General features: G+C 61.5%; 19 protein-coding genes and 1 pseudogene. 12 read left to right on the forward strand and 8 right to left on the reverse strand.

Annotated elements, in window-relative coordinates; genetic code table 11:
* Window positions 1-28: 28 nt before the first annotated feature.
* Window positions 29-1,453 carry an aminotransferase-like domain-containing protein gene (locus FIV39_RS17940; RefSeq protein ID WP_090400344.1) on the reverse strand — a complete coding sequence of 475 codons (1,425 nt, stop codon included), beginning with the start codon at window positions 1,451-1,453 and terminating at the stop codon, window positions 29-31.
* Between the two features lie 160 nt (window positions 1,454-1,613).
* Between FIV39_RS17940 and FIV39_RS17945 the strand changes: the two genes are divergently transcribed.
* From FIV39_RS17945 to FIV39_RS17965, 5 genes are read left to right on the forward strand one after another with little or no spacing between them, the layout of a single operon-like run.
* Window positions 1,614-2,507, forward strand: a complete 894-nt coding sequence (locus FIV39_RS17945; RefSeq protein WP_167361139.1) for a DMT family transporter — start codon at window positions 1,614-1,616, stop codon at window positions 2,505-2,507.
* Between the two features lie 23 nt (window positions 2,508-2,530).
* The gene (gene moeB / locus FIV39_RS17950) at window positions 2,531-4,393 is read left to right on the forward strand and encodes a molybdopterin-synthase adenylyltransferase MoeB (RefSeq protein ID WP_090400348.1); all 1,863 of its coding nucleotides are present in this window, start codon (window positions 2,531-2,533) and stop codon (window positions 4,391-4,393) included.
* 15 nt (window positions 4,394-4,408) lie between these two features.
* Window positions 4,409-5,323, forward strand: a complete 915-nt coding sequence (locus FIV39_RS17955) for a PLP-dependent cysteine synthase family protein (RefSeq protein ID WP_090400349.1) — start codon at window positions 4,409-4,411, stop codon at window positions 5,321-5,323.
* Window positions 5,324-5,360: 37 nt separating this feature from the next.
* Entirely contained in the window at window positions 5,361-6,353 is a 993-nt protein-coding gene (locus FIV39_RS17960) for a serine O-acetyltransferase (RefSeq protein ID WP_090400351.1), read from the forward strand.
* A gap of 2 nt (window positions 6,354-6,355) precedes the next feature.
* Window positions 6,356-7,084 carry an alanyl-tRNA editing protein gene (locus FIV39_RS17965; protein ID WP_090400352.1) on the forward strand — a complete coding sequence of 243 codons (729 nt, stop codon included), beginning with the start codon at window positions 6,356-6,358 and terminating at the stop codon, window positions 7,082-7,084.
* 34 nt (window positions 7,085-7,118) lie between these two features.
* On the opposite strand, the gene prpD is transcribed toward FIV39_RS17965, so the two are convergent.
* The 6 genes from prpD to FIV39_RS17995 all read right to left on the reverse strand — a co-directional run bounded on the left by prpD (window position 7,119) and on the right by FIV39_RS17995 (window position 16,032).
* Window positions 7,119-8,603, reverse strand: a complete 1,485-nt coding sequence (gene prpD, locus FIV39_RS17970) for a 2-methylcitrate dehydratase (protein ID WP_090400354.1) — start codon at window positions 8,601-8,603, stop codon at window positions 7,119-7,121.
* A gap of 649 nt (window positions 8,604-9,252) precedes the next feature.
* Complete coding sequence (gene prpF, locus FIV39_RS17975; protein ID WP_090409770.1) at window positions 9,253-10,443, reverse strand: 2-methylaconitate cis-trans isomerase PrpF; 1,191 nt, start codon at window positions 10,441-10,443, stop codon at window positions 9,253-9,255.
* Window positions 10,444-10,454: 11 nt separating this feature from the next.
* Window positions 10,455-13,049: a Fe/S-dependent 2-methylisocitrate dehydratase AcnD gene (gene acnD, locus FIV39_RS17980; RefSeq protein WP_090400356.1), complete on the reverse strand. Its 2,595-nt coding sequence runs from the start codon at window positions 13,047-13,049 to the stop codon at window positions 10,455-10,457.
* Between the two features lie 212 nt (window positions 13,050-13,261).
* Entirely contained in the window at window positions 13,262-14,389 is a 1,128-nt protein-coding gene (gene prpC / locus FIV39_RS17985) for a bifunctional 2-methylcitrate synthase/citrate synthase (protein WP_090400359.1), read from the reverse strand.
* 42 nt (window positions 14,390-14,431) lie between these two features.
* Window positions 14,432-15,325, reverse strand: a complete 894-nt coding sequence (prpB, locus tag FIV39_RS17990) for a methylisocitrate lyase (protein ID WP_027603670.1) — start codon at window positions 15,323-15,325, stop codon at window positions 14,432-14,434.
* Window positions 15,322-16,032, reverse strand: coding sequence for a GntR family transcriptional regulator (locus FIV39_RS17995; protein WP_090400361.1), 711 nt, complete (start codon window positions 16,030-16,032; stop codon window positions 15,322-15,324). Before FIV39_RS17995 ends, prpB begins: the two co-directional genes overlap by 4 nt.
* A 273-nt stretch (window positions 16,033-16,305) precedes the next feature.
* On the opposite strand from FIV39_RS17995, the gene rloA reads away from it, so the two are divergent.
* The 6 genes and pseudogenes from rloA (at window position 16,306) to FIV39_RS18025 (ending at window position 21,700) form a co-directional block, all read left to right on the forward strand.
* Window positions 16,306-16,842 carry a retropepsin-like aspartic peptidase RloA gene (gene rloA / locus FIV39_RS18000; RefSeq protein WP_027603668.1) on the forward strand — a complete coding sequence of 179 codons (537 nt, stop codon included), beginning with the start codon at window positions 16,306-16,308 and terminating at the stop codon, window positions 16,840-16,842.
* A gap of 5 nt (window positions 16,843-16,847) precedes the next feature.
* A complete protein-coding gene (gene rloB, locus FIV39_RS18005) occupies window positions 16,848-18,380 on the forward strand; it encodes an osmotic stress tolerance membrane protein RloB (RefSeq protein ID WP_090400362.1) in 1,533 nt (510 codons plus the stop codon).
* Window positions 18,380-19,366 carry an alpha-L-glutamate ligase-like protein gene (locus FIV39_RS18010; protein WP_090400363.1) on the forward strand — a complete coding sequence of 329 codons (987 nt, stop codon included), beginning with the start codon at window positions 18,380-18,382 and terminating at the stop codon, window positions 19,364-19,366. Before rloB ends, FIV39_RS18010 begins: the two co-directional genes overlap by 1 nt.
* Window positions 19,367-19,468: 102 nt before the next feature.
* Window positions 19,469-20,812, forward strand: coding sequence for an aminodeoxychorismate synthase component I (gene pabB / locus FIV39_RS18015; protein WP_090400364.1), 1,344 nt, complete (start codon window positions 19,469-19,471; stop codon window positions 20,810-20,812).
* A 229-nt stretch (window positions 20,813-21,041) separates the two neighbouring features.
* Window positions 21,042-21,344, forward strand: a pseudogene (locus FIV39_RS18020) (type II toxin-antitoxin system HigB family toxin).
* A complete protein-coding gene (locus FIV39_RS18025) occupies window positions 21,344-21,700 on the forward strand; it encodes a helix-turn-helix domain-containing protein (RefSeq protein WP_090409772.1) in 357 nt (118 codons plus the stop codon). The pseudogene FIV39_RS18020 and the gene FIV39_RS18025 overlap by 1 nt, the downstream one beginning before the upstream one ends.
* 50 nt (window positions 21,701-21,750) lie before the next feature.
* Here FIV39_RS18025 and thrH read toward each other — a convergent pair whose 3' ends face one another.
* Window positions 21,751-22,368, reverse strand: a complete 618-nt coding sequence (gene thrH / locus FIV39_RS18030; RefSeq protein ID WP_027603662.1) for a bifunctional phosphoserine phosphatase/homoserine phosphotransferase ThrH — start codon at window positions 22,366-22,368, stop codon at window positions 21,751-21,753.
* A 151-nt stretch (window positions 22,369-22,519) separates the two neighbouring features.
* Here thrH and FIV39_RS18035 point away from each other — a divergent pair, with 151 nt between their 5' ends.
* Complete coding sequence (locus tag FIV39_RS18035) at window positions 22,520-23,254, forward strand: phosphoadenylyl-sulfate reductase (RefSeq protein ID WP_027603661.1); 735 nt, start codon at window positions 22,520-22,522, stop codon at window positions 23,252-23,254.
* Window positions 23,255-23,367: the final 113 nt, after the last annotated feature.

Raw genomic sequence — 23,367 nt, forward strand, 5'->3', positions numbered from 1 at the left:
CCACATTTGGGGCGGCGTACATTCAAATCTACAGGTGGAACCTGCCCCCACCCTGCCCCAACGCCGTCGCCAACGCATCAAACCCCGCCCGCAACAACTGATCATCGCCCGACGTATTGCAAATGCTCGCCCGGATAAACTGCGGCACCGCCGTCTGCCCCACGGCAAACGCCTCGGCGGTGGCGATCAGGTAATTATTCTGCTTGAGCTCCGCCTCGATTTCCGACGCGCGCCAGGGCTCCGGCACTTCGATCCAAAAGTGCGGGCTGTTCAGATGGGTGCGATACGCCAGGCCCGCCAACAAATCCTGCACGAGGGCTTTGCGCCGGCTGATCTCGTTGATCTGCTGGCGCAGCAGGTATTCCGCCGTACCGTTTTCGATCCACTGGGTCGCCAGTTCCAGCGTCACCGGCGTAGCCATCCAGCAGGTGGAGCGCAAGGCCGCCGAGATTCGGCTGACCAGCGCCGGGGGCGCATGCACATAGCCCACACGCAGCCCGGCAGACACAGCCTTGCTCAGGCTGCTGATCAATATCGTACGTTCGGGGGCGAAATGACTGAGGGGCGGCGGACGGTCTTCGACCAGCACACCGTGGGCTTCGTCCTCAAGAATCAGCAGATTATGTTCCCGGCACACCTTCACCAGTGCTTCGCGGCGCGCCACCGATAACACCGCCGTGGTCGGGTTCTGGATGGTCGGCGTGCAATACAACGCTGAAATCCGGTGATTACGACAGACCTCATCCAGCGCGCTCGGCAGCACGCCTTCTTCGTCCATCTCCAGGCCGATCAAGCGGATACCCAGCATGCGCGCGGCGGTGATCAGCCCAGGGTAAGTCAGTTGCTCGGTGACCACCGTATCGCCGGCGCGCAGCAGGGCCATCATCGCGCAGAGCAGGCCATGCTGGCCGCCGTTGACGCAGATCACCTGCTCGGGAATTGGATGAAAATCACGCTGCACCAGCCACTGCGCGCCCGCGTCGCGATAACGCGGCAGGCCGGCGTCCGGGGTGTAGGCGCTGATGTCCTGGAGGAACTTGGCGTTAGTCGAAAGGGTTTGGAAGCTCTGTGCCAGGAAGGTGGTTTCCTGACCCGGGATATGCATGTTGCGGCTCATGTCGAAGTACTGGCGCGGCTCCTCACTGAAGTTACGAAAGCCTTCATCACGCTGGCGCTCCATCCCACGCTTGCGTACGAACGTGCCGTCACCGACGCGCGCCACCACCAACCCCAGGCGCTCCAGCTCACCGTAGGCGCGGCTGATGGTGCCGATGGTCACCCCCAGATTGTCGGAAAGCACCCGATGAGGCGGCAGTTTTCGTCCCGGCTCAATCAAGCCTTCGAGGATGCCCCGTTCCATGACATCGGACAGGCGCTTGTACTTCACGCCCTGCCCGTTGGACAAGCCCTCACGCATAATTGACACCATGTCAATATTTGTTTTGACAGCCATCTTTCGCCCTAATAGTGTGCTTTTACGGGTTCAATCGCCGAATTTCATAACTCATTACAAGTTCAATATAGAGTTCAATTCAGGCTCAGGGAAGCAATAAACGATGCCAATGTCAGCCGTTCTCGAAAACACCGCCAAAACCAAAACGCAAAAACAGTGGTTGGCCGGCCTGGTGACCAGTGTGATGTTCCTGATCGTGTGCCTGAGCTGGGGCACCACCTGGCTGGGGATCAAGATCGCCGTGGAGAGCGTGCCGCCGCTGACGTCCGCCGGCCTGCGCTTCCTGATCGCCTTCCCGCTGTTCCTGTGTTTCGCCATGGTACGCCGCGAGCCCATCCTGTTTCCCCGTGAGAGCCGCTGGTTCTTCGTGTTCGTGACCCTGTCCTACTTCAGCGTGCCCTACTACCTGCTCAACTACGGCGAGATGCATGTGTCATCCGGCCTCACCGCCCTGCTGTTCAGCTGCATGCCGGTGTTTATCCTGATTTTCTCCGCGTTGTTCCTGCGCGAGCGCATCTACTTTTCCCAGGTGGTCGGCATCGGTATCGGCTTCGGCAGCCTCTACATGATCATCAGGAGCCAGGGCCTGCACCTGGACCACGCCGAGTTCTTCGGGGTGCTGGCGATCCTGACTGCCGCGATCATGCATGCCTTGTGCTACGTCATTACCAAGCAAAAAGGCAGCGCCATCAGCGTGATCACCTACAACACCCTGCCCATCGGCATTGCCGGGCTGATGCTGTTCGTGGCCGGGTTGTGGTTTGAAACGCCGACCTTCGAAAACATCACCCTGCGGTCCTGGAGCGCACTGTTCTACCTGGGGCTGGTGGCCTCGGTGGGAGGGTTCATCGTGTATTTCATGCTGCTCAAGCGCTTGAGCCCGATCATCCTGTCGTTCGTGTTCATCATCTTTCCGGTGTTCGCGGTGATCATCGGAGCTTGGTACGAAGGCGTGGCGATTTCCCGCGACCTGATGCTGTATTCGGCCATCCTGCTGGCCGGCTTTGCGATCACCAAGTTGCCCGTTGAAAAACTCCTGGCCAAGAAAAATTGACCCTCCATCAACGCGAGAGAAACATGGACGTCCTCCGCCCAAAAGCCCTGGAACAGATCTACGCCCACGCCAGCCGCAGCTACCCAGAGGAATGCTGCGGCTTTGTCTTCGCTGACGGCAGCGTGTACCTGGGCAGCAACATCCAGAACGAACTGCACCGCAAGAACCCCGAGATGTACCCGCGCAGCGCGGCCAATGGCTACACCTTCTCGGTGGCCGACACCCTGCTGATGAACAAGGCGTTTCGCAGCGACAACCCGGTGGTGGTGATCTACCACTCCCACCCGGATGTCGGCGCCTATTTCAGCGATGAAGACCAGGACAAGGCCCTGTTCATGGGCGAGCCGATCTACCCCGTCAGCTACTTGGTGGTCGACGTTCGCCAGGGCCAGGCCCTGGGCTCCAAGCTGTTTGCCTGGGATGGCAAGCATTTCGCCCTTAACCCCTTCAACGACCTGCACACGGAGTTGTCCATGAACGCTGTCTCTTTCCCCGACATTCTGGTTCGCGTGGCCAAGCTGCCGGAATCGACCCTCGTGGGCGCCGGATCGACATTGCGCGAAGTCATTGAAAACCTCTGCAGCAGCCACCCGCAGTTGCGCCCCCACCTGTTTCACGAAAAGAACAACCAGCTCAAGGAACACTTCCTGTTCACCGCCGAGGAAGAGCTGATCGATGCCGATGACCGGCTGCCGGAAAAAGCCAGGATCGAAGTATTGCTTGCCACGTCCGGAGGGATGGACGTCGATGGCCTCAGCAACGAGGAAGTGCAACGTTATGTGCGCCATATCACCCTGCCCGGCGTCGGTCGCGAAGGCCAGTTGAACCTCAAGAAGGCCAAGGTATTGATCATCGGTACCGGCGGCCTGGGCTCACCCATCAGCCTGTACCTGGCGGCGGCCGGTGTCGGCACCCTGGGGCTGGTGGATTTCGATGTGGTGGAAAGCAGCAACCTGCAACGCCAGGTCGTCCACGGCAACAGCACCCTGGGCATGCCCAAGGTCGAGTCCGCCAAACAGCGCTTGCAGGACCTCAACCGCCATATCCAGATCAACGCCCACAACACCGCCCTGAACGCCGATAACGCCCTGGAACTGGTGGGCGCCTACGACCTGGTGATCGACGGCACCGATAATTTCGACACCCGCTACCTGGTCAACGACGCTTGCGTGCAATTGGGCAAACCTTTGGTGTACGGCGCCATCTACCGCTTCGACGGGCAGATCAGCGTGCTCAATTACAAAGGCGGGCCGTGCTACCGCTGCCTGTTCCCCAGCGCACCGCCCGCAGAGCTGGCGCCCAATTGCAGCGCCGGAGGGGTGATCGGCGTGCTTCCTGGGGTGGTCGGGATGATCCAGGCCACCGAGGCCATCAAACTGTTGATCGGTATTGGCGAGCCCCTTTCCGGCCGGTTGATGCGTTTCGATGCGCTGGCCATGAAGTTCAGCGAAATCCGCTTCAAGCGCCGCGCCGACTGCCCGTGCTGCTCCGACCTGCGCCACAGTGAAATCCAGGCGCCGACCGTATGCGCAGATGCCATGCCCAGCCAACCGTCCCTGGCCGAAGAGCGCTACATCAAGCCACGCGTACTCAAGCAGGTACTCGAACACCACAGCAGTGCCGACGTGCTGCTGGATGTGCGCGACGCCAGTGAACTCGAGGTGTGCAAATTACCGGGGGTGGTGCATATCCCCCTGGCCGAGCTGGATGGCCAACTCGGTCGCCTCAGCCGCGACAACACCCATTACCTGATCTGCTACGCCGGCACCCGCGCCGAGCAAGCGGCCAGCACCCTGCTGGCGGCGGGCTTCGCCAACACCAAAGTCCTGCAAGGTGGCATGAAACACTGGGTTCGCGACGTCGAACCCGACATGCCGTTGTACTGATCCGGGGGCTGACCGATGTTGCATAACTCGATCCTCGACGTCATCGGCCACACACCGATCGTCCGCCTGGCGCAGTTTTCCGAAGACCTCGGCATCGAGGTCTACGCCAAGCTCGAATCCCTCAACCCTGGCGGCAGCCACAAGGCGCGCATCGCCCTGGGCATGATCCTCGATGCCGAACGGCGCGGCGTGCTGATCCGTGATTCCGGGCAAACCATCATTGAACCCAGCGGCGGCAATACCGGCATCGGCCTGGTGATGGCCGGCAACGTGCTGGGCTACAAGGTGGTGCTGGTGATCCCGGACAACTACAGCCCCGAAAAACAGAAGCTGCTGCGCCTGTACGGCGCCAAGGTGGTGCTCTCCGACAGCCGCCTCGGCAACAACTCCCACGGCGAAAAATGCATGGAGCTGCAGCTGGAAAACCCCAGCTACGTGATGCTCAACCAGCAACGCAACGGCGCTAACCCGCAGACCCACCGTGACACCACCGCGCCGGAAATCCTCCGCGCCTTTGGTGATCGCCGTGTTGACTATTTCGTCAGCGGCATCGGCACCGGTGGCCATATCACCGGTATCGGCGAAACCCTTAAAGTCGCCTGGCCCGCCCTGCGCGTGATGGGCGTGGAGCCGGAAGAATGCGACCTGCTGAAAAACCAGCATGCGCCGCACCATATCCAGGGCCTGTCGATCGGCCTGATCCCGAGCATCCTCAACCTGGACGTGATCGACGGCATGCTCAAGGTCTCGCGCCAGGACTGCATCGACATGATGAAACGCATCATGCGCACCGACGCCATCAGCCTGGGCCTGTCCTCCGCCGCCAACATGGTGGCCATCGCCAGGCTCGCCCCCGAATTGCCGCCCGAAACGGTGGTGTTGACCATGGTCTACGACAATGCCGACAGCTACCTGCCCAGTTTCGAATAACGGGTTTTCCAACCATCCAGAATGCGGGGGTGCCTCCATGGGCGGCTTTATCGACATGCAACAGTTGCACGATGAGTTGCTCACCCAGCTCATCAAGACCCTCACACCCATGCAGATGAAGCAGCTGGAGCCGCACCTCGCGCCGCTGATCCAGAATGCCGCCCAGGCGGTGGCCGAAGACCTGATCGCGTATGCCTATCGCGACCCGGCGTCGCGTGGGCGTGGCGAACTGATCCTGGAGTCCTACGCCTCGTTCAAGGCGGTGCTCTATTACCGGCTTGCGCACCTGGTGTGGAATTTCCCCGACCAGACCAACGGCGTGTTTTCACGCATCGCCCTCAAGCTCGGCAACCAGGGCAAGGTCTTGTCCGGGGCCGAAATCCACCCGGCGGCGCGTATCGGCCGGCGCTTTGTGCTCGACCACGGCTACGGCACGGTGATCGGCGAAACCTGCGAGATCGGCAACGATTGCTACATCCTCTGCGGCGTGACCCTGGGTGCCCGTGGCATCGCCAACAACCCCGACGGCAAGCGCCATCCGCGCCTGGGCAACAACGTCGAGGTCGGCTCCGGCGCCCGTGTGCTGGGCTATGTGCTGATCGGCGACAACGTGTTTATCAGCCCCTCCTGTGTGATCACCCAGGACGTACCCGCCGGCACCAAGGTGAAGGTGGTGAACCAGATCCAACTGCAAAAAAACGATGAATCGGACCACAGTAACTACCTCGGTGCCTTCGCCCTGGATGAGCGCCTGCACGTGGTCGGCGAGGTTAATGCCAGCCACAAGGTCACGGTGCTGGACGCCGACTTTCACCCGTTGCAAGGCTTGATGCTGGAGCCGACGGTGAAGGAGCGTCACCACCTGCAATTCAGGCTGCATCGCCTCGAGTCCGGCAACCATCTGCCGCGCCTGCCGCTGAACTTGAAAGTCTGCGGGCCGGAATTCGAAATCACCCTGCTCTCCCCCCCTGGCTTGAGCGCGATGGTGCGCCACCTGCTGCAAGCCAGCCCACTGATCGTCGGAGGTTGAACATGTCCGTGCACACCATGGAAACCCTGGCGCTGTTTGACAGCGCGCCCTACCAGAACGCATTCAGCGCCCGGGTGATTGCCGTCAGCGAACACGGTATCGCCCTGGAGCACACCCTGTTCTACCCCACGGGTGGCGGCCAACCAGGCGATACCGGCCACTTGACCCTGGCGGACGGTACGCGGGTCGAAGTGACCGGCACGGTGCGCGACCCGGTGCTGCGTTCGATCATCTGGCACCAGGTGGAACACTGCCCCGAGCAGTTGATCGCCGGAGTGTTGGTGGACGCCGGCCTGGATTGGGAACGGCGCTACCAGCACATGAAAATGCACACCTGCCTGCACCTGCTGTGCTCGATCATCGACGCACCGGTGACCGGTTGCAGCATCAGTGCCGACAAAGGTCGCCTGGATTTCGACCTGCCGGAAATGACCCTCGACAAGGACAGCATCACCCGTGACCTCAACGCGCTGATCGAACAGGCCCACGAGGTCAAAACCCTGTCGATGCCTGCTTCGGAGTACGCCACCCTGCTGCAGATCACCCGCACCCAGGCGGTTGCGCCGCCAGCGATCCAGGGCTCGGTACGGGTGATTGAAATCGGCGGGATCGATATCCAGCCGTGCGGCGGTACCCATGTGATCAACACCGAGGAAATCGGCCGGGTGTTCTGCGAGAAGATCGAGAAGAAGAGCAAGCACAACCGCCGGGTGATCCTGCGGTTTGAGTGAACGTAATTCAGATGTGGGAGGGGCGGCCTCCCTGCTAGATCACGAACAGGTCCATGAAACGGTTGACCGGCGTCGCCTCCAGCTTCGCCTGGTCCTTGCACAACGCAAAGATCTCGGCACTGCGCTGCGCGGTAAACCGCGTGGCCAGGTTGGCCTTGAACTTGTCTTCCAGCAACGCAATGCCATCCACTCGACGACGGCGATGACCGATCGGGTATTCCACCGCCACCTGCTCGGTGCTGGAGCCATCCTTGAAGAACACCTGCACCGCATTGGCGATGGAACGCTTGTCGGCTTCCAGGTATTCACGGCTGTAGCGCGGGTCTTCGACGATGACCATCTTGTTACGCAGTTCATCGATGATCGGATGCGTCGCGTGAAACTCATCCTCGTACTGCTCGGCCACCAGGTTGCCGAATGCCAGGGGCACGGCGGTCATGTATTGCAGGCAATGGTCGCGGTCGGCGGCGTTGGCCAGGGGGCCGACCTTGGAGATGATGCGAATCGCCGACTCATGGGTGGTGATCACGATGCGCTCGATGTCGTGCAGGCGATCCTTGACCAACGGATGCAAGGTCACCGCGGCTTCACAGGCGGTTTGCGCGTGGAACTCGGCGGGGAAGCTGATCTTGAACAGCACGTTTTCCATCACGTAGGTGCCATAAGGCTGGGACAGGCTGAACGCACGCTTGTCCTCGGGCTTAAGCGCCAGGTCGTTGTTGGTGTGGCTGAACAGCACATCGTAGAAGCCCCATTGCGGCGCGCTCAGCACACCGGGGATGCCCATTTCGCCGCGCAGGGCGATGTCCGCCAGGCGTACGCCGCGACTCGACGCATCCCCCGCCGCCCAGGATTTGCGCGAGCCGGCATTCGGCGCATGCCGGTAAGTGCGCAAGGCCTGGCCATCGACGAAGGCGTGAGACAGCGCCGACAGCAGCTGTTCGCGATTGGCGCCCATCAGCTTGGCGGTGACCGCCGTGGAGGCGACTTTCACCAACAGCACATGGTCGAGGCCGACGCGGTTGAACGAGTTTTCCAGGGCAATCACACCCTGGATTTCGTGGGCCATGATCATCGCTTCCAGCACCGCGCGCACGGTCAGCGGCGCATCGCCATTGGCCACGCGTTTTTGCGACATGTGATCAGCCACGGCAAGGATGCCACCGAGGTTATCCGAAGGATGACCCCATTCGGCAGCGAGCCATGTGTCGTTGTAGTCGAGCCAGCGCACGATGCAGCCGATGTCCCAGGCCGCCTTGACCGGGTCCAGGCGCAACGATGTCCCCGGCACCCGCGCGCCAAACGGCACCACCGTGCCCTCGACAATCGGCCCCAGGTGCTTGGTGCACTCGGGAAAACGCAGGGCCAGCAGGCCGCAACCGAGGGTGTCCATCAGGCAGTTACGGGCGGTGTCGAGGGCGTCCCGGGAGTCGATTCGGTAACTGAGGACATAGTCGGCAATGTCCTGCAGGACCTGGTCGTAGTCGGGGCGGTTGTTCTGGTCGACGTTGGTGCTCATGGCAGATCTCCAAAGTGAGTTAGGTTTGTTGCATCCTCAGGGTCAGGGTTGATCGTTTCGCAGGTCTGAATGCCTGTTTATGACTGTGGGAGGGGGCTTGCCCCCGATGGCCATAAGTATCTACACAACTTCAGTAGGATAACGCGCAGCTGTCGAGCCTTGGCGAGGCTGCGTTTGCGGCGCGTCTGACACACCGCCGACGCAGCCTCGCCAAGGCTCGACAGCTGCGAATGCCAATCCACATCAAGGCCTCCCCCCGTAGCAGCTGCCGAGCGCAAGCGAGGCTGCGTCAGGCGCGCTACCGACTCAAGCTCGAGTCGCGGCCGACGCAGCCTCGCCGGGGCTCGGCAGCTGCTACGAATGCCAACCCCATCAAGGCCTCCCCCCGTAGCAGCTGCCGAGCGCAAGCGAGGCTGCGTCAGGCGCGCTACCGACTCAAGCTCGAGTCGCGGCCGACGCAGCCTCGCCGGGACTCGGCAGCTGCTACGGGGTTTTACGCGGTGCTGGATAAGACGGTATCTACGCAGGGGGCTCGGCTCAAGATGTGTAGATACCTATGCCCCGATGGCGGTGGATCAGTGATGAATGTGTCGACTGACACACCGCTATCGGGGACAAGCCCCCTCCCACAGGGGACTGGTGTTGGACTTTAGAAAGAGTCGCCGGGGACGCGGACGAAACCTTCCATTAACACCCTTGCACTGCGGCTCATGATGGCTTTCTTCACCACCCATTCACCGTTCACCTGGGTGGCCTCAGCCCCCACGCGCAACGTGCCGGAGGGATGCCCGAAGCGCACGGCATTACGCTCAATGCCGCCCGCGGCGAGGTTGACCAAGGTGCCGGAAATCGCCGCCGCCGTGCCGATCGCCACCGCCGCCGTGCCCATCATCGCGTGATGCAGCTTGCCCATGGACAGGGCGCGCACCAGCAAATCCACATCGCCGGCCTTGATCGCTTTGCCACTCGACGCCACGTAATCCACAGGCTTGGCCACAAACGCAACCTTCGGCGTGTGCTGGCGCTGGGCCGCTTCGTCGAGGTGCTTGATCAGCCCCATGCGCAACGCGCCATAGGCCCGTACGGTCTCGAACATCGCCAGGGCCTTGGGGTCGCTGTTGATCGCGCCTTGCAGCTCGGTGCCGGTGTAACCGAGGTCTTCGGCATTGATGAAAATCGTCGGGATACCGGCGTTGATCAGCGTCGCCTTGAAGGTGCCGACACCCGGCACTTCAAGGTCGTCGACCAGGTTGCCGGTGGGGAACATCGAGCCGCCGCCGCCCTCTTCTTCCGCTGCCGGGTCCATGAACTCCAGCTGCACTTCAGCAGCCGGGAAGGTCACGCCGTCCAGCTCGAAGTCGCCGGTTTCCTGCACCGCGCCGTCGGTGATCGGCACGTGGGCGATGATGGTCTTGCCGATATTCGCCTGCCAGACCCGCACCACCGCCACGCCGTTGCGGGGCACGCGGGCCGGATCGACCAACCCCGCGCTGATGGCGAACGAGCCCACCGCCGCCGACAGGTTGCCGCAGTTGCCACTCCAGTCGACAAAGGGTTTGTCGATGGAGACCTGGCCAAACAGATAGTCCACGTCGTGATCGGCGCGGGTGCTTTTGGCGAGGATCACGGTTTTGCTGGTGCTCGATGTAGCACCGCCCATGCCGTCGATTTGCTTGTCGTAGGGATCGGGGCTGCCGATCACCCGTAGTAGCAAGGCATCCCGCGCCGCTCCCGGCACCTGCGCCGACTCGGGCAGGTCCTTGAGGTTGAAAAATACGCCCTTGCTCGTACCGCCACGCATATAGGTGGCGGGGATCTTGATTTGCGCTGCGTGTGCCATGGTCATCCTCTTCAGGCGGTGGTCGCCGATTCCAGGAAATCCTGGGCAAAACGTTGCAACACGCCGCCCGCCTCGTAGATCGACACTTCTTCGGCGGTGTCCAGGCGGCACGTCACCGGCACCTCGACACGTTCGCCATCCTTGCGATTGATCACCAGCGTCAACTGCGCACGCGGGGTGCGTTGGCCGATCACGTCGTAGGTTTCGCTGCCATCAATCTGCAAGGTGTGACGGTCAGTGCCCGGCAGGAACTCCAGGGGCAACACGCCCATGCCTACCAGGTTGGTGCGGTGGATGCGCTCGAAACCTTCGGCGGCAATCGCTTCCACACCCGCCAGGCGCACGCCCTTGGCGGCCCAGTCGCGGGACGAGCCCTGGCCGTAGTCGGCGCCGGCAATGATGATCAGCGGCTGCTTGCGCTCCATGTAGGTTTCGATGGCTTCCCACATCCGCGTGACCTTGCCTTCCGGTTCGATCCGCGCCAGGGAGCCCTGCTTGACCTTGCCGTTCTCCCGCACCATTTCGTTGAACAGTTTCGGGTTGGCGAACGTCGCGCGCTGCGCGGTCAGGTGGTCGCCACGGTGAGTGGCGTAGGAGTTGAAGTCGACTTCCGGCAGGCCCATTTTCGCCAGGTATTCGCCGGCGGCGCTGTCGAGCATGATCGCGTTGGACGGCGACAGGTGATCGGTGGTGATGTTGTCCGGCAGCACCGCCAGCGGGCGCATGCCCTTGAGCGGCCGCGCACCGGCCAGCGCGCCTTCCCAGTATGGGGGGCGGCGGATATAGGTGCTCTGCGGGCGCCAGTCGTACAGCGGCGCGACTTTCGGGCCGGTGTCTTCGTGGATCGCGAACATCGGGATATACACCGCGCGGAACTGCTCCGGCTTGACCGAGGCCTTGACCACCGCGTCGATTTCTTCGTCGCTCGGCCAGATGTCCTGCAGGCGGATTTCCTTGCCGTCGGCGTCGAGGCCGAGCACGTCCTTCTCGATGTCGAAGCGGATGGTGCCGGCAATCGCATAGGCCACCACCAGCGGCGGCGAAGCCAGGAACGCCTGCTTGGCGTAAGGGTGAATACGCCCGTCGAAGTTACGGTTACCCGAGAGCACGGCGGTGGCGTACAGGTCGCGGTCGATGATCTCTTGCTGGATCACCGGGTCGAGCGCGCCGGACATACCGTTGCAGGTGGTGCAGGCAAATGCCACCACACCAAAGCCGAGCTTTTCCAGCTCATGGCCCAGGCCGGCTTCTTCCAGGTACATGGCCACGGTTTTCGAACCCGGAGCCAGGGACGACTTGACCCACGGCTTGCGCGTCAACCCAAGCTTGTTGGCATTACGCGCCAGCAACCCGGCGGCGATCACGTTGCGCGGGTTACTGGTGTTGGTGCAGCTGGTGATGGCGGCGATGATCACTGCGCCGTCGGGCATTTGCCCCGGCACGTCATCCCACTGCCCGGAGATGCCCTTGGCAGCCAGGTCGCGGGTGGCGACGCGGGCGTGCGGGTTGCTCGGGCCAGCCATGTTGCGCACGACGCTGGACAGGTCGAAGGTGAGGCCACGCTCGTATCGCGCGCCTTTAAGGTCATCTGCCCACAGGCCGGTCTGACGGGCGTATTGCTCGACCAGGGTGACTTGTTCGTCTTCGCGGCCGGTGAGTTTCAGGTAGGCGATGGTCTGCTGGTCGATATAAAACATTGCCGCCGTGGCACCGTATTCCGGGGCCATGTTGGAGATGGTCGCGCGGTCGCCGAGGGTCAGTTTGGAGGCGCCCTCACCGAAGAACTCCAGCCAGGCGCCGACCACTTTCTGTTGACGCAGGAACTCGGTCAGGGCCAGCACCATGTCGGTGGCAGTGATGCCCGGCAGCAGCTTGCCGGTCAATTCGACACCAACGCTTTCCGGCAGGCGCATCCACGAGGCGCGGCCAAGCATGACGCTCTCGGCTTCCAGGCCACCGACGCCAATGGCGATCACGCCCAGGGCATCCACGTGGGGGGTGTGACTGTCGGTGCCGACGCAGGTATCCGGGAAGGCCACGCCGTCACGCACCTGGATCACCGGGGACATTTTCTCCAGGTTGATCTGGTGCATGATGCCGTTGCCCGGCGGGATCACGTCGACGTTCTTGAAGGCCTTTTTGGTCCACTCGATAAAGTGGAAGCGGTCTTCGTTGCGACGGTCTTCAATGGCGCGGTTTTTCTCGAACGCGTCCGGATCGAAACCACCGGCTTCGACGGCCAGGGAGTGGTCGACGATCAACTGGGTCGGCACCACCGGATTGACCTGGGCCGGGTCGCCGCCTTGCAGGGCGATGGCATCACGCAGGCCGGCGAGGTCGACCAGCGCGGTCTGGCCGAGGATGTCGTGGCACACCACGCGGGCCGGGAACCAAGGGAAATCGAGGTCGCGCTTGCGTTCGATCAGTTGGCTCAGGGAAGCATTGAGGGTGGCCGGGTCGCAGCGGCGCACCAGGTTCTCGGCGAGCACACGAGAGGTGTAGGGCAAGCTGGCGTAGGCGCCGGGGCTGATTGCATCGACTGCCGCGCGGGCGTCGAAGTAATCCAGGCGGCTGCCGGGGAGCGGTTTGCGAAATTCAGTGTTCATCGTCAGGACTCGGTCACGGTGATTACAAACGGAGCCGGCTGATCCGGGGCTGGAATGCGATGCAAATGTGGGAGGGGCGGTGCGACGATTCGACTTGCTCCCGATGGCGGTGTATCAGTTGCTATGAGTGTTGAATGACACACCGCTATCGGGGGCAAGCCCCCTCCCACATGTTGACCTCATTCCAGCCCTGGGATCGTCGGTATTCCCATTCAGCGACGTTCGATTGGCACGAACTTGCGCTGTTCGACGCCGATGTACTCGGCGCTTGGACGGATGATGCGGTTGTTGGCGCGTTGCTCGAACACATGCGCGGCCCAGCCTGTAAGCCGCGAGCAGACGAAGATCGGCGTGAACAGCTTGGTCGGGATGCCCATGAAGTGGTACGCCGAGGCATGGTAGAAGTCGGCGTTGGGGAACAGTTTTTTCTGTTCCCACATGGTCTTGTCGATGGCTTCGGAGACCGGGAACAGCAGGGTGTCGCCCACTTCGTCAGCAAGTTTTTTCGACCAGCCCTTGATCACTTCATTACGCGGGTCGTTGTCTTTGTAGATCGCGTGGCCGAAGCCCATGATCTTGTCCTTGCGCGCCAGCATGCCGAGGGTGCCTTCGACGGCTTCCTCCGCCGAGCCGAAACGCTCGATCATTTCCATCGCCGCTTCGTTGGCGCCGCCGTGCAGTGGGCCGCGCAGGGAGCCAATGGCGGCGGTGACGCAGGAATACAGGTCGGACAATGTCGAGGCACACACCCGCGCGGTGAACGTCGAGGCGTTGAACTCGTGCTCGGCGTAAAGGATCAACGACACGTTCATGACTTTTTCATGCAGTTCGCTCGGCTTCTTGCCGTGCAGCAGGTGCAGGAAGTGGCCGCCAATGCTCGGCTCGTCGGTCACACAGTCGATGCGCTTGCCGTCGTGGCTGAAGCGGTACCAGTAGCACATGATCGCCGGGAACGCGGCGAGCAGGCGGTCGGTCACATCGCGTTGCACGCTGAAGTCTTTTTCCGGCTCGATATTGCCGAGGAACGAGCAACCGGTGCGCATCACGTCCATCGGGTGGGCGTCGGCGGGGATGCGTTCGAGCACTTCTTTCAGCGCTTGCGGCAGGTCACGCAGCTTACTCAGCCTGGCGCTGTAGGCGGCCAGTTCGGCCTGGGTCGGCAGTTCGCCGTACAGCAGCAGGTAGGCAACTTCTTCAAACTGCGCATCGGCGGCCAGTTCGCGCACATCGTAGCCACGGTAGGTCAAGCCGGCACCGGCCTGGCCCACGGTGGACAGTGCGGTCTGCCCGGCTACCTGGCCACGCAGGCCGGCGCCACTCAGTACTTTTGCTTCAGCCATGGTTTTTCTCCAATTTTGTCGTTATTCAGGGAGGCGTGTTCGTCACTTTTTCGCGGCGAACAGCGCGTCAAGCTTCTGCTCGAAGGTGTGGTAGTCGATGCGGTCGTAAAGCTCCATGCGGGTTTGCATGGTGTCGATCACGTTCTGTTGAGTGCCGTCGCGACGGATCGCGGTGTAGACATTCTCGGCGGCCTTGTTCATGGCTCGGAAGGCCGAGAGCGGGTACAGCACGATGGAAACATCGGCAGATTTCAACTGTTCGGTGGTGTACAGGGGAGTTGCGCCGAACTCGGTGATGTTGGCCAGGATCGGCGCTTTCACACGGGCGGCGAACAGTTTGTACATCTCCAGTTCAGTGATGGCTTCCGGGAACACCATGTCAGCGCCGGCTTCGATGCAGGCGGCGGCACGCTCCAGCGCGGACTCCAGGCCCTCGACGGCCAGGGCATCGGTACGCGCCATGATCACGAAGCTGTCATCGGTGCGCGCATCCACGGCGGCCTTGATGCGGTCGACCATTTCCTGCTGGGACACGATCTCTTTGTTCGGACGATGGCCGCAGCGCTTGGCGCCGACCTGGTCTTCGATATGAATCGCGGCGGCGCCGAACTTGATCATTGATTTGACCGTGCGCGCGACGTTGAACGCCGAGGAGCCGAAACCGGTGTCCACGTCTACCAGCAGCGGCAAGTCGCAGACGTCGGTGATACGGCGCACGTCGGTGAGTACGTCATCCAGGCCGGTGATGCCCAGGTCCGGCACGCCGAGAGAACCCGCCGCTACGCCGCCACCCGACAGGTAGATCGCCTTGAAGCCGGCGCGCTTGGCCAACAGCGCATGGTTGGCATTGATTGCACCCACCACCTGCAAGGGGTGCTCGCTGGCGACCGCGTCACGGAAACGCTGGCCGGGTGTGCTTTTATTGTTCGAACTCATGACTCACCTCTATCAGGGGCGCCGCCTGGGAAATGACGGGCAATATTGCGTTTGGAAGCACCGATATGCCGGCGCATCAACAACTCGGCCAGTTCACCGTCGCGATCGGCAATCGCATCAAGAATGCGGTGATGCTCGGCAAAGGCCTGGCGTGGACGATTGGGGGTGGCGGAGAACTGGATACGGTACATGCGCACCAGTTGGTACAGCTCGCCGCAGAGCATTTGGGTGAGGGTGCGGTTGCCCGCACCTTGAATTATCCGGTAATGAAAATCGAAGTCGCCTTCCTGCTGGTAGTAGCCGACACCCGCCTGGAACGCTGCGTCGCGCTCGTGGGTGTGCAGCACCTGACGCAGCTCTTCGATCTCCACGTCGGTCATGCGCTCGGCGGCCAGGCGACAGGCCATGCCTTCCAGGGACTCGCGGATTTCATAGAGTTCGATCAGCTCGGCGTGGCTCAAGGACACGACCCTGGCGCCTACATGGGGCACGCGCACCAGCAGGCGCTGGCCTTCCAGGCGGTGGATCGCCTCGCGCAGCGGGCCACGGCTGATGCCGTAGGTGCGGGCCAGTTCCGGCTCGGAGATCTTGCTGCCGGGGGCAATCTCGCCCTTGACGATGGCGGCCTGGATACGCCGGAAGACGTTTTCCGACATGGTCTGGGATTCGTCTGACGGTGCCACCGGGGCTTCCGCTTGATCGAGCATATTGTCGACACCTTTAAAAGCAATGTCGCAAAAACTAGCCAATCAGGCCTTAATAGTCAAAGAATAAATCAACATTGTCGACAATCGTCTAATAACCCCTACTGCGCTCCACCGGGGCATGGCCGGCTGCCAGCGCTGGCGCCGAAAAAGCATCATGTTAGAATGCCGCCCGCATTTGCCTGACATCGCTTGATGAAACGGCGCACGAAGGGAGTTTGCGCAGCAATGCCAGTCGCCTTGAATTGAACATCGCACTGCACCGCCTCAGGATCTATGAGACTCAAGCCCTTCCCCCTATTGTTTTGCCTATTGTCCATACCGAGCCTTGGCGCTGCCGCCGAGAAGACCGTGTATGGCCTCAACGAATACGCCCAATTGGCCGGCATCGACCTGGAGGTGGCCGCCAAGCTCGACACCGGCGCCAAGACCGCCTCCCTCAGCGCCCGCGACATCAAGCGCTTCAAGCGCAACGGCGAATCCTGGGTGCGCTTCTACCTGGCCATCGACACCGCCCATTCCCACCCCATCGAACGCCCCCTGGCCCGCGTCAGCAAGATCAAGCGACGCGCCGGTGACTACGACCCCGATGAGGACAAGAACTACACCGCCCGCCCAGTGATTGCCCTGGACATCTGCATGGGCACCGCTTTACGCAGCATCGAAGTGAACTTGACTGACCGCAGCGCTTTCCAATACCCGCTGCTGATCGGCTCCGAAGCGCTCAAACGCTTTGATGCGCTGGTCGACCCCAGTCTTAAATACGCAGCAGGCAAACCTGCCTGCGCCGCCGACGCTCATACCGCCGAGTAAACCGAATGCGCTCTCTAACCCTGCACCTGAGAATCCTGATCGCCATCCTGGTGGTGTTGGGTATTTCGGTCACCGCCTACCAGATTTTCGTGCTGGGCATTCCCGTCACCGAGGACGCCACCGACGACTTGTGGAACATCGACGCCAAGGTCGAGTTCGTCGCCAACCCGAAAGACCCGGTGAAGATCCAGATGTTCGTGCCGCCGTTGAGCCGCGACTTCGTCAGCCTTAATGAGAGCTTTATCTCGAATAACTACGGGGTGAGCGTCAACCGCATCGACGGCAACCGCAAGGTCACCTGGTCGGCACGCCGCGCCAAAGGCAACCAGACCCTGTATTACCGCCTGGTGCTGACCAAGCGCTACAGCGGCGAAAAAACCAAGATCAAGGGCCCGACGTTCCGCGACAGTATCGCCGTGGAAGGCCCGGAAAAAATTGCCGCCGAAGCCCTGCTGGCGCCGATCCGCCAGCATTCGGCCGACGTCGAGACCTTTATCACCGAAGCCATCAAGCGCACCAACAACCTCAACGACGACAATGTGAAGCTGTTGCTGGCGGGCGATCCATCCACGCCGCACAAGGCCAAGATCGTCGAGTTGCTGCTGTCCATCGCCCATGTGCCGGTGGAAAAGGTCCACACCATCCGCCTGGTGGCCGACCAGCCGCAAACCCCGGAACTGTGGCTGCGTAGCTTCAATGGCAACGACTGGCTGTACTTCAACCCGGAAACCGGCGAGCAAGGCCTGCCCACCGACCGCCTGCTGTGGTGGACCGGCGATGAAAACCTGATCACCGTCGATGGCGGCAAGAAAGCCATGGTCACCTTCAGCCTGAACAACAGCGAAATGAACGCGATTCGCCTGGCCAAGCTGACCGACGAGAACACCGACGCCAACTTCCTCGAGTACTCGCTGTACGGCCTGCCGCTGCAAACCCAGCAGACCTTCATGATCATGGTGATGATCCCGATTGGCGTGCTGGTGATCCTGATCCTGCGCAACCTGATCGGCCTGCAGACCCTGGGCACGTTTACCCCGGTGCTGATTGCCCTGGCATTTCGCGAGACGCAGCTGGGCTTCGGGATCGTGCTGTTTACGATTATCACGGCGCTGGGCCTGTCCCTCAGGTCGTACCTGGAACACTTGAAGTTGCAGATGCTGCCGAGGTTGTCGGTGGTGCTGACCTTCGTCGTGGTGCTGATCGCGGCCATCAGCCTGTTCAGCCACAAGCTGGGGCTGGAGCGCGGGCTGTCGGTGGCGCTGTTCCCGATGGTGATTTTGACCATGACCATCGAACGCCTGTCGATCACCTGGGAAGAGCGCGGCGGTGGCCATGCCATGAAGGTGGCGATTGGTACGCTGTTCGCCGCTTCCCTGGCGCACATCATCATGAGCGTGCCGGAGCTGATCTACTTTGTATTCACCTTCCCGGCGATCCTGCTGATCCTGGTGGGCTTCATGCTGGCGATGGGTCGCTATCGCGGCTACCGCCTGACCGAACTGGTGCGGTTCAAGGCCTTCCTCAAGGCTGACTCGTAATGTTCGGCTTCTGGAAGACCTGGAAAGCCCTGGAAGCGCGGGGGATCATGGGCATCAACCGGCGCAATGCCGACTACGTGCTCAAGTACAACAAGCGCAGCCTGTACCCCATCGTGGATGACAAGATCATCACCAAGGAACGGGCCATCGCCGCCGGCATCCATGTGCCGCAAATGTACGGGGTGATCTCCACCGAGAAGGAAATCGACAAGCTCGACGAGATCATTGGCGGGCGCAGCGATTTCGTGATCAAACCGGCCCAGGGCGCCGGCGGCGACGGCATCCTGGTAGTGGCGGACCGTTTTGAGGGGCGCTACCGCACGGTGTCGGGCAAGATCATCAGCCATGAAGAGATCGAACATCAGATTTCCAGCATCCTCACTGGCCTGTATTCCCTGGGTGGCCACCGCGACCGCGCGTTGATCGAATACCGCGTGGTGCCCGACCAGATCTTCAAGAGCATCAGCTACGAAGGCGTGCCGGATATTCGCATCATCGTGCTGATGGGTTACCCGGTGATGGCGATGCTGCGCTTGCCGACCCGCCAGTCCGGTGGCAAGGCCAACCTGCACCAGGGCGCGATAGGGGTGGGCGTCGACCTCGCCACCGGCCTGACCCTGCGCGGTACCTGGCTGAACAACATCATCACCAAGCACCCCGACACCACCAACGCGGTGGATGGCGTGCAACTGCCCAACTGGGACGGGTTCATGAAGCTCGCGGCCGGCTGTTACGAGCTGTGCGGGCTGGGGTATATCGGCGTGGACATGGTGCTCGACCAGGAAAAAGGCCCGCTGATCCTTGAGCTGAATGCGCGGCCGGGGCTCAATATCCAGATCGCCAACGACTGCGGCCTGACCCTGCGCACCCATGCGGTGGAGGCACGACTGGAAGAACTGAAGGCCGCCGGCGTGACGGAAACCCCGGAAGAGCGGGTGAAGTTTGTGCAGGAGATGTTCGGGCATATTCCGCCCGTGGAAGGCTAGAAAAACAGCTACGAGTTGTAAGCTGTAAGCTGCAAGAATGTGCAACCGTGTTTTAACTTGCAGCTGAAAGCTTGAAGCTTGCCGCTGCCGCCAAGGCCCCGCATGTCGACCTGCTCCGTACACCCATTGCCCTACCGGGCCAACCCCGCCGAGTATTTTGCGGCGATTCGCCATGCTCCCGGCGCGGTACTGCTCGACAGCGGCCGCCCGGCGGCCGAGCGTGGGCGTTACGACCTGCTCAGCGCCTGGCCCGAAGCGACCTTGACGGTAGCCCCTGACGAAAGCGGCACTGCTTTCCTGCAACGCTTGCGGGAAAACCTGACGCGATTGGGTGAAGCCGCAATCCCGGCAGGCTTGCAGTTGCCGTTCGCCGGCGGCTTGATCGGCTACCTGAGCTACGACTTCGGTCGGCACCTGGAGCACATGCCGCAGTTGGCGGTGGATGACCTGCACCTGCCGGACGCGCGCTTCGGGCTGTACGCCTGGGCGCTGATCAGTGACCACCAGGCGCAGAGCAGCCAGTTGGTGTTTCATCCCTCGCTGGCAGCTAGCGAACGGCAACGGCTGATCGCGTTGTTCAGCCAGGGGGCTGTCGACACCTGCGCGACGTTCAAACTCCAGGGCCCGATGGCGCCCGACCTCACCGCCGAGGCCTACCGCCGGGCCATCGTGCGCATCCAGGACTACATCCAGGCGGGCGACTGCTACCAGGTCAACTTCGCCCAGCGTTTTCGCGCGCCATGCATGGGCGATCCCTGGGCAGCCTACTGCGCCCTGCGCGAAGCCTGCCCGACGCCATTTTCCGGGTTCCAGCGCCTGCCGGACGACGGCGCGGTACTGAGCCTGTCGCCGGAGCGTTTCGTGCACATCAGCGAGCGCCACATCGAAACCCGCCCGATCAAAGGCACCCGCCCGCGCGGCCTCACGCCGGAAGAGGACGCCGCCAACGCCGCCGAACTGCTGGCCAGCCCCAAGGACCGCGCCGAGAACCTGATGATCGTCGACCTGCTGCGCAACGACCTCGGCCGCACCTGCCGCACTGGCTCGGTAAACGTGCCAGAACTGTTCAGCCTGGAAAGCTACCCCAACGTGCATCACCTGGTCAGTAGCGTGACCGGCACATTGGCCGACGACAAAGACGCCCTCGACCTGATCGCCGGCAGCTTCCCCGGCGGTTCGATCACCGGCGCCCCGAAGATTCGCGCGATGCAGATCATCGACGAACTCGAGCCGACCCGACGCGGGCTGTACTGCGGTTCGTTGGTGTACCTGGATGTGCGCGGCGAGATGGACAGCTCCATCGCCATCCGCAGTTTGCTGGTCAAGGATGGCCAGGTGTGTTGCTGGGGCGGCGGTGGGATCGTGGCGGATTCGCAGTGGGAAGCGGAGTATCAGGAGTCACTGACGAAGGTACGGGTGTTGTTACAAACGCTGGAAAACCTGTAGCGCGCAGTTCCTTCCTGGCTCTCAGACGCAGAGCCAAGCAGTAGAAAAAACCTGAATCAGACCCACAGTAGACGCAGTTGAACGTCGGAGGATAGCGTCCGGCTTCAACCGTCCGCCCGCCGTCTGTGAAGGATCACATGAAGCGACTGCCTACCCGTCAGGAAATACTTCCGAGATTGCATCTCCTCTCAAGCGCACCTACTATCTCCCAAATTGGGAGGTTGCAGCGATGCGGATAATCGCTCTATCGACCTTACGAATATTCTGGGAAAACCAACCCGCCTATATCGATGCAAAAGCGCCGCTTATTGAATTGTATCGGCATATGGAAAAGGCCATTTACCCGACGCCATAAGCACTCAAGGCAGCGCTCAGGACCGCGAGCATTCTCAAAGGTGGCAGGGTTGTATTCAACGTGGGCGGCAACAAATATCGAGTGATCATGGCGATCGATTACCAGCGACAGCTTGGGTTCATACGGTTCGTAGGGACTCATGCGCAATACGATCAGATCAATGCGGAGACCGTATGATGAACATCAAACCGATACATTCCCAAGAGGATCTGACCGCTGCGCTTGCGCGCGTGGAGCAGATATGGGGAGCGCAACCAGGCTCGCCAGAGGGTGATGAGCTGGAAGTCCTCGCAATACTCATCGAGAAATACGAGGCGCAGCACTATCCAATCCCCCCGTCGGACCCGGTGGAAGCGATTAAATTTCGCATGGAGCAGCTAGGCATGACCGCCCGGGATCTTGAACCTTTCATTGGGACGAGCGGACGTGTATCCGAAGTGCTGAATCACAAGCGCAAGCTGAGCTTGTCGATGATCAAGCGACTGCATGAAGGCTTGAGTATTCCTTATGAGCGATTGTTTGCAGAGGGCTGACAGGAACATAGGCAGTGGCTTTACCTGCCCCATCAGCCCGGCCGAAAAAATTAAAGGCTCAACGGCCGATTCGAAGCCTTGATGAATTCCTTCTTCAAATCCTCAAACGTATGCACCGCCGGGAATTGCGGGAATTCGCGAATCACATTCTCCGGCGCATGGAACAGAATCCCACGGTCGGCCTCGCCCAACATGGTGGTGTCGTTGTAGGAATCGCCAGCGGCGATCACGCGGTAGTAGAGGGTCTTGAACGCCAATACCGACTGGCGCTTGGGGTCTTTCTGGCGTAGTTGGTAGCTGACCACGCGGTCGTTTTCGTCGGTGATGAGGCGGTGGCACAACAAGGTCGGGAAGCCCAGTTGGCGCATCAGCGGCTGGGAGAATTCGTAGAAGGTGTCGGACAGGATCACCACCTGGAAGCGCTCGCGCAGCCAGTTGACGAACTCGATGGCGCCGTCCAGCGGTTTGAGGGTGGCGATCACTTCCTGGATGTCGGCGAGCTTGAGCCCGTGTTCGTCGAGGATGCGCAGGCGCTGCTTCATCAGCACGTCGTAGTCGGGAATGTCCCGAGTGGTGGCCCGCAGGGATTCAATACCGGTTTTTTCGGCGAAGGCGATCCAGATTTCCGGGACCAGCACCCCTTCCAGGTCGAGACAGGCAATTTCCACAAGACACTCCCATTAGATGTTGTTAGTTGAGCGAGCAAAAGGACTGCCGAACTCTAGCGATTCAAGCCCGCCGCCGCAACGCAGGGCGGATTTTGATACCATCGCTCCCCTATAGAGCGCTCAGCGCCATTGACCTGTAGGAACCGTCCTGATGAACCAAGCCTTTGACGTCGTTGAACTCGCCACGACTTATGCCAACAAGTCTGCCCAGGACATTCTCAAGCTGGCGTTCAGCCAGTTCGGTGATGACCTGTGGATTTCCTTCAGCGGCGCCGAGGATGTGGTGCTGGTGGACATGGCCTGGAAGCTGAACAAGAACGTCAAGGTGTTCAGCCTCGACACCGGCCGCCTGCACCCGGAGACCTACCGGTTTATCGAGCAGGTGCGCGATTTCTACAAGATCGATATCGAACTGATCTCGCCGGACCAGAGCAAGCTGGAACCCTTCGTCAAGGAGAAAGGCCTGTTCAGCTTCTACAAGGACGGCCATGGCGAATGCTGCGGCGTGCGCAAGATCGAGCCGCTGCGCCGCAAGCTTTCCGGCGTCAGCGCCTGGGCCACCGGCCAGCGCCGCGACCAGAGCCCTGGCACCCGCAGCCAGGTGGCGGCGCTGGAAATCGACACGGCCTTCTCCACCCCGGAACGCACCCTGTACAAGTTCAACCCGCTGGCGCAGATGACCAGCGAGGAGATCTGGGGTTACATCCGCATGCTGGAGCTGCCGTACAACAGCCTGCATGAGCGCGGTTTTATCAGCATCGGGTGCGAGCCGTGCACCCGTCCTGTGCTGCCGAACCAGCACGAGCGCGAAGGTCGTTGGTGGTGGGAAGAAGCCACGCAGAAGGAATGCGGGCTGCATGCGGGGAATATCATCAGCAAGGCTTGAAGTTGATGCTGTAAAAAAATGTGGGAGGGGGCTTGCCCCCGATAGCGGTGGGTCAGCCAGTTCAATGGTTGCTGACACACCGCAATCGGGGGCAAGCCCCCTCCCACATTTGT

It is taken from the genome of Pseudomonas grimontii (genome assembly GCF_007858185.1).
In the GTDB taxonomy this organism is placed as follows: domain Bacteria; phylum Pseudomonadota; class Gammaproteobacteria; order Pseudomonadales; family Pseudomonadaceae; genus Aquipseudomonas; species Aquipseudomonas grimontii.

What these genes read in the sequence shown, in the direction of transcription:
- FIV39_RS17940 (WP_090400344.1), bottom strand. Translation starts at nt 1,453, where the DNA reads ATGGCTGTCAAAACAAATATTGACATGGTGTCAATTATGCGTGAGGGC.
- moeB (WP_090400348.1), top strand. Translation starts at nt 2,531, where the DNA reads ATGGACGTCCTCCGCCCAAAAGCCCTGGAACAGATCTACGCCCACGCC.
- FIV39_RS17955 (WP_090400349.1), top strand. Translation starts at nt 4,409, where the DNA reads ATGTTGCATAACTCGATCCTCGACGTCATCGGCCACACACCGATCGTC.
- FIV39_RS17960 (WP_090400351.1), top strand. Translation starts at nt 5,361, where the DNA reads ATGGGCGGCTTTATCGACATGCAACAGTTGCACGATGAGTTGCTCACC.
- FIV39_RS17965 (WP_090400352.1), top strand. Translation starts at nt 6,356, where the DNA reads ATGTCCGTGCACACCATGGAAACCCTGGCGCTGTTTGACAGCGCGCCC.
- prpD (WP_090400354.1), bottom strand. Translation starts at nt 8,603, where the DNA reads ATGAGCACCAACGTCGACCAGAACAACCGCCCCGACTACGACCAGGTC.
- prpF (WP_090409770.1), bottom strand. Translation starts at nt 10,443, where the DNA reads ATGGCACACGCAGCGCAAATCAAGATCCCCGCCACCTATATGCGTGGC.
- acnD (WP_090400356.1), bottom strand. Translation starts at nt 13,049, where the DNA reads ATGAACACTGAATTTCGCAAACCGCTCCCCGGCAGCCGCCTGGATTAC.
- prpC (WP_090400359.1), bottom strand. Translation starts at nt 14,389, where the DNA reads ATGGCTGAAGCAAAAGTACTGAGTGGCGCCGGCCTGCGTGGCCAGGTA.
- prpB (WP_027603670.1), bottom strand. Translation starts at nt 15,325, where the DNA reads ATGAGTTCGAACAATAAAAGCACACCCGGCCAGCGTTTCCGTGACGCG.
- FIV39_RS17995 (WP_090400361.1), bottom strand. Translation starts at nt 16,032, where the DNA reads ATGCTCGATCAAGCGGAAGCCCCGGTGGCACCGTCAGACGAATCCCAG.
- rloA (WP_027603668.1), top strand. Translation starts at nt 16,306, where the DNA reads ATGAGACTCAAGCCCTTCCCCCTATTGTTTTGCCTATTGTCCATACCG.
- rloB (WP_090400362.1), top strand. Translation starts at nt 16,848, where the DNA reads ATGCGCTCTCTAACCCTGCACCTGAGAATCCTGATCGCCATCCTGGTG.
- FIV39_RS18010 (WP_090400363.1), top strand. Translation starts at nt 18,380, where the DNA reads ATGTTCGGCTTCTGGAAGACCTGGAAAGCCCTGGAAGCGCGGGGGATC.
- pabB (WP_090400364.1), top strand. Translation starts at nt 19,469, where the DNA reads ATGTCGACCTGCTCCGTACACCCATTGCCCTACCGGGCCAACCCCGCC.
- FIV39_RS18025 (WP_090409772.1), top strand. Translation starts at nt 21,344, where the DNA reads ATGAACATCAAACCGATACATTCCCAAGAGGATCTGACCGCTGCGCTT.
- FIV39_RS18035 (WP_027603661.1), top strand. Translation starts at nt 22,520, where the DNA reads ATGAACCAAGCCTTTGACGTCGTTGAACTCGCCACGACTTATGCCAAC.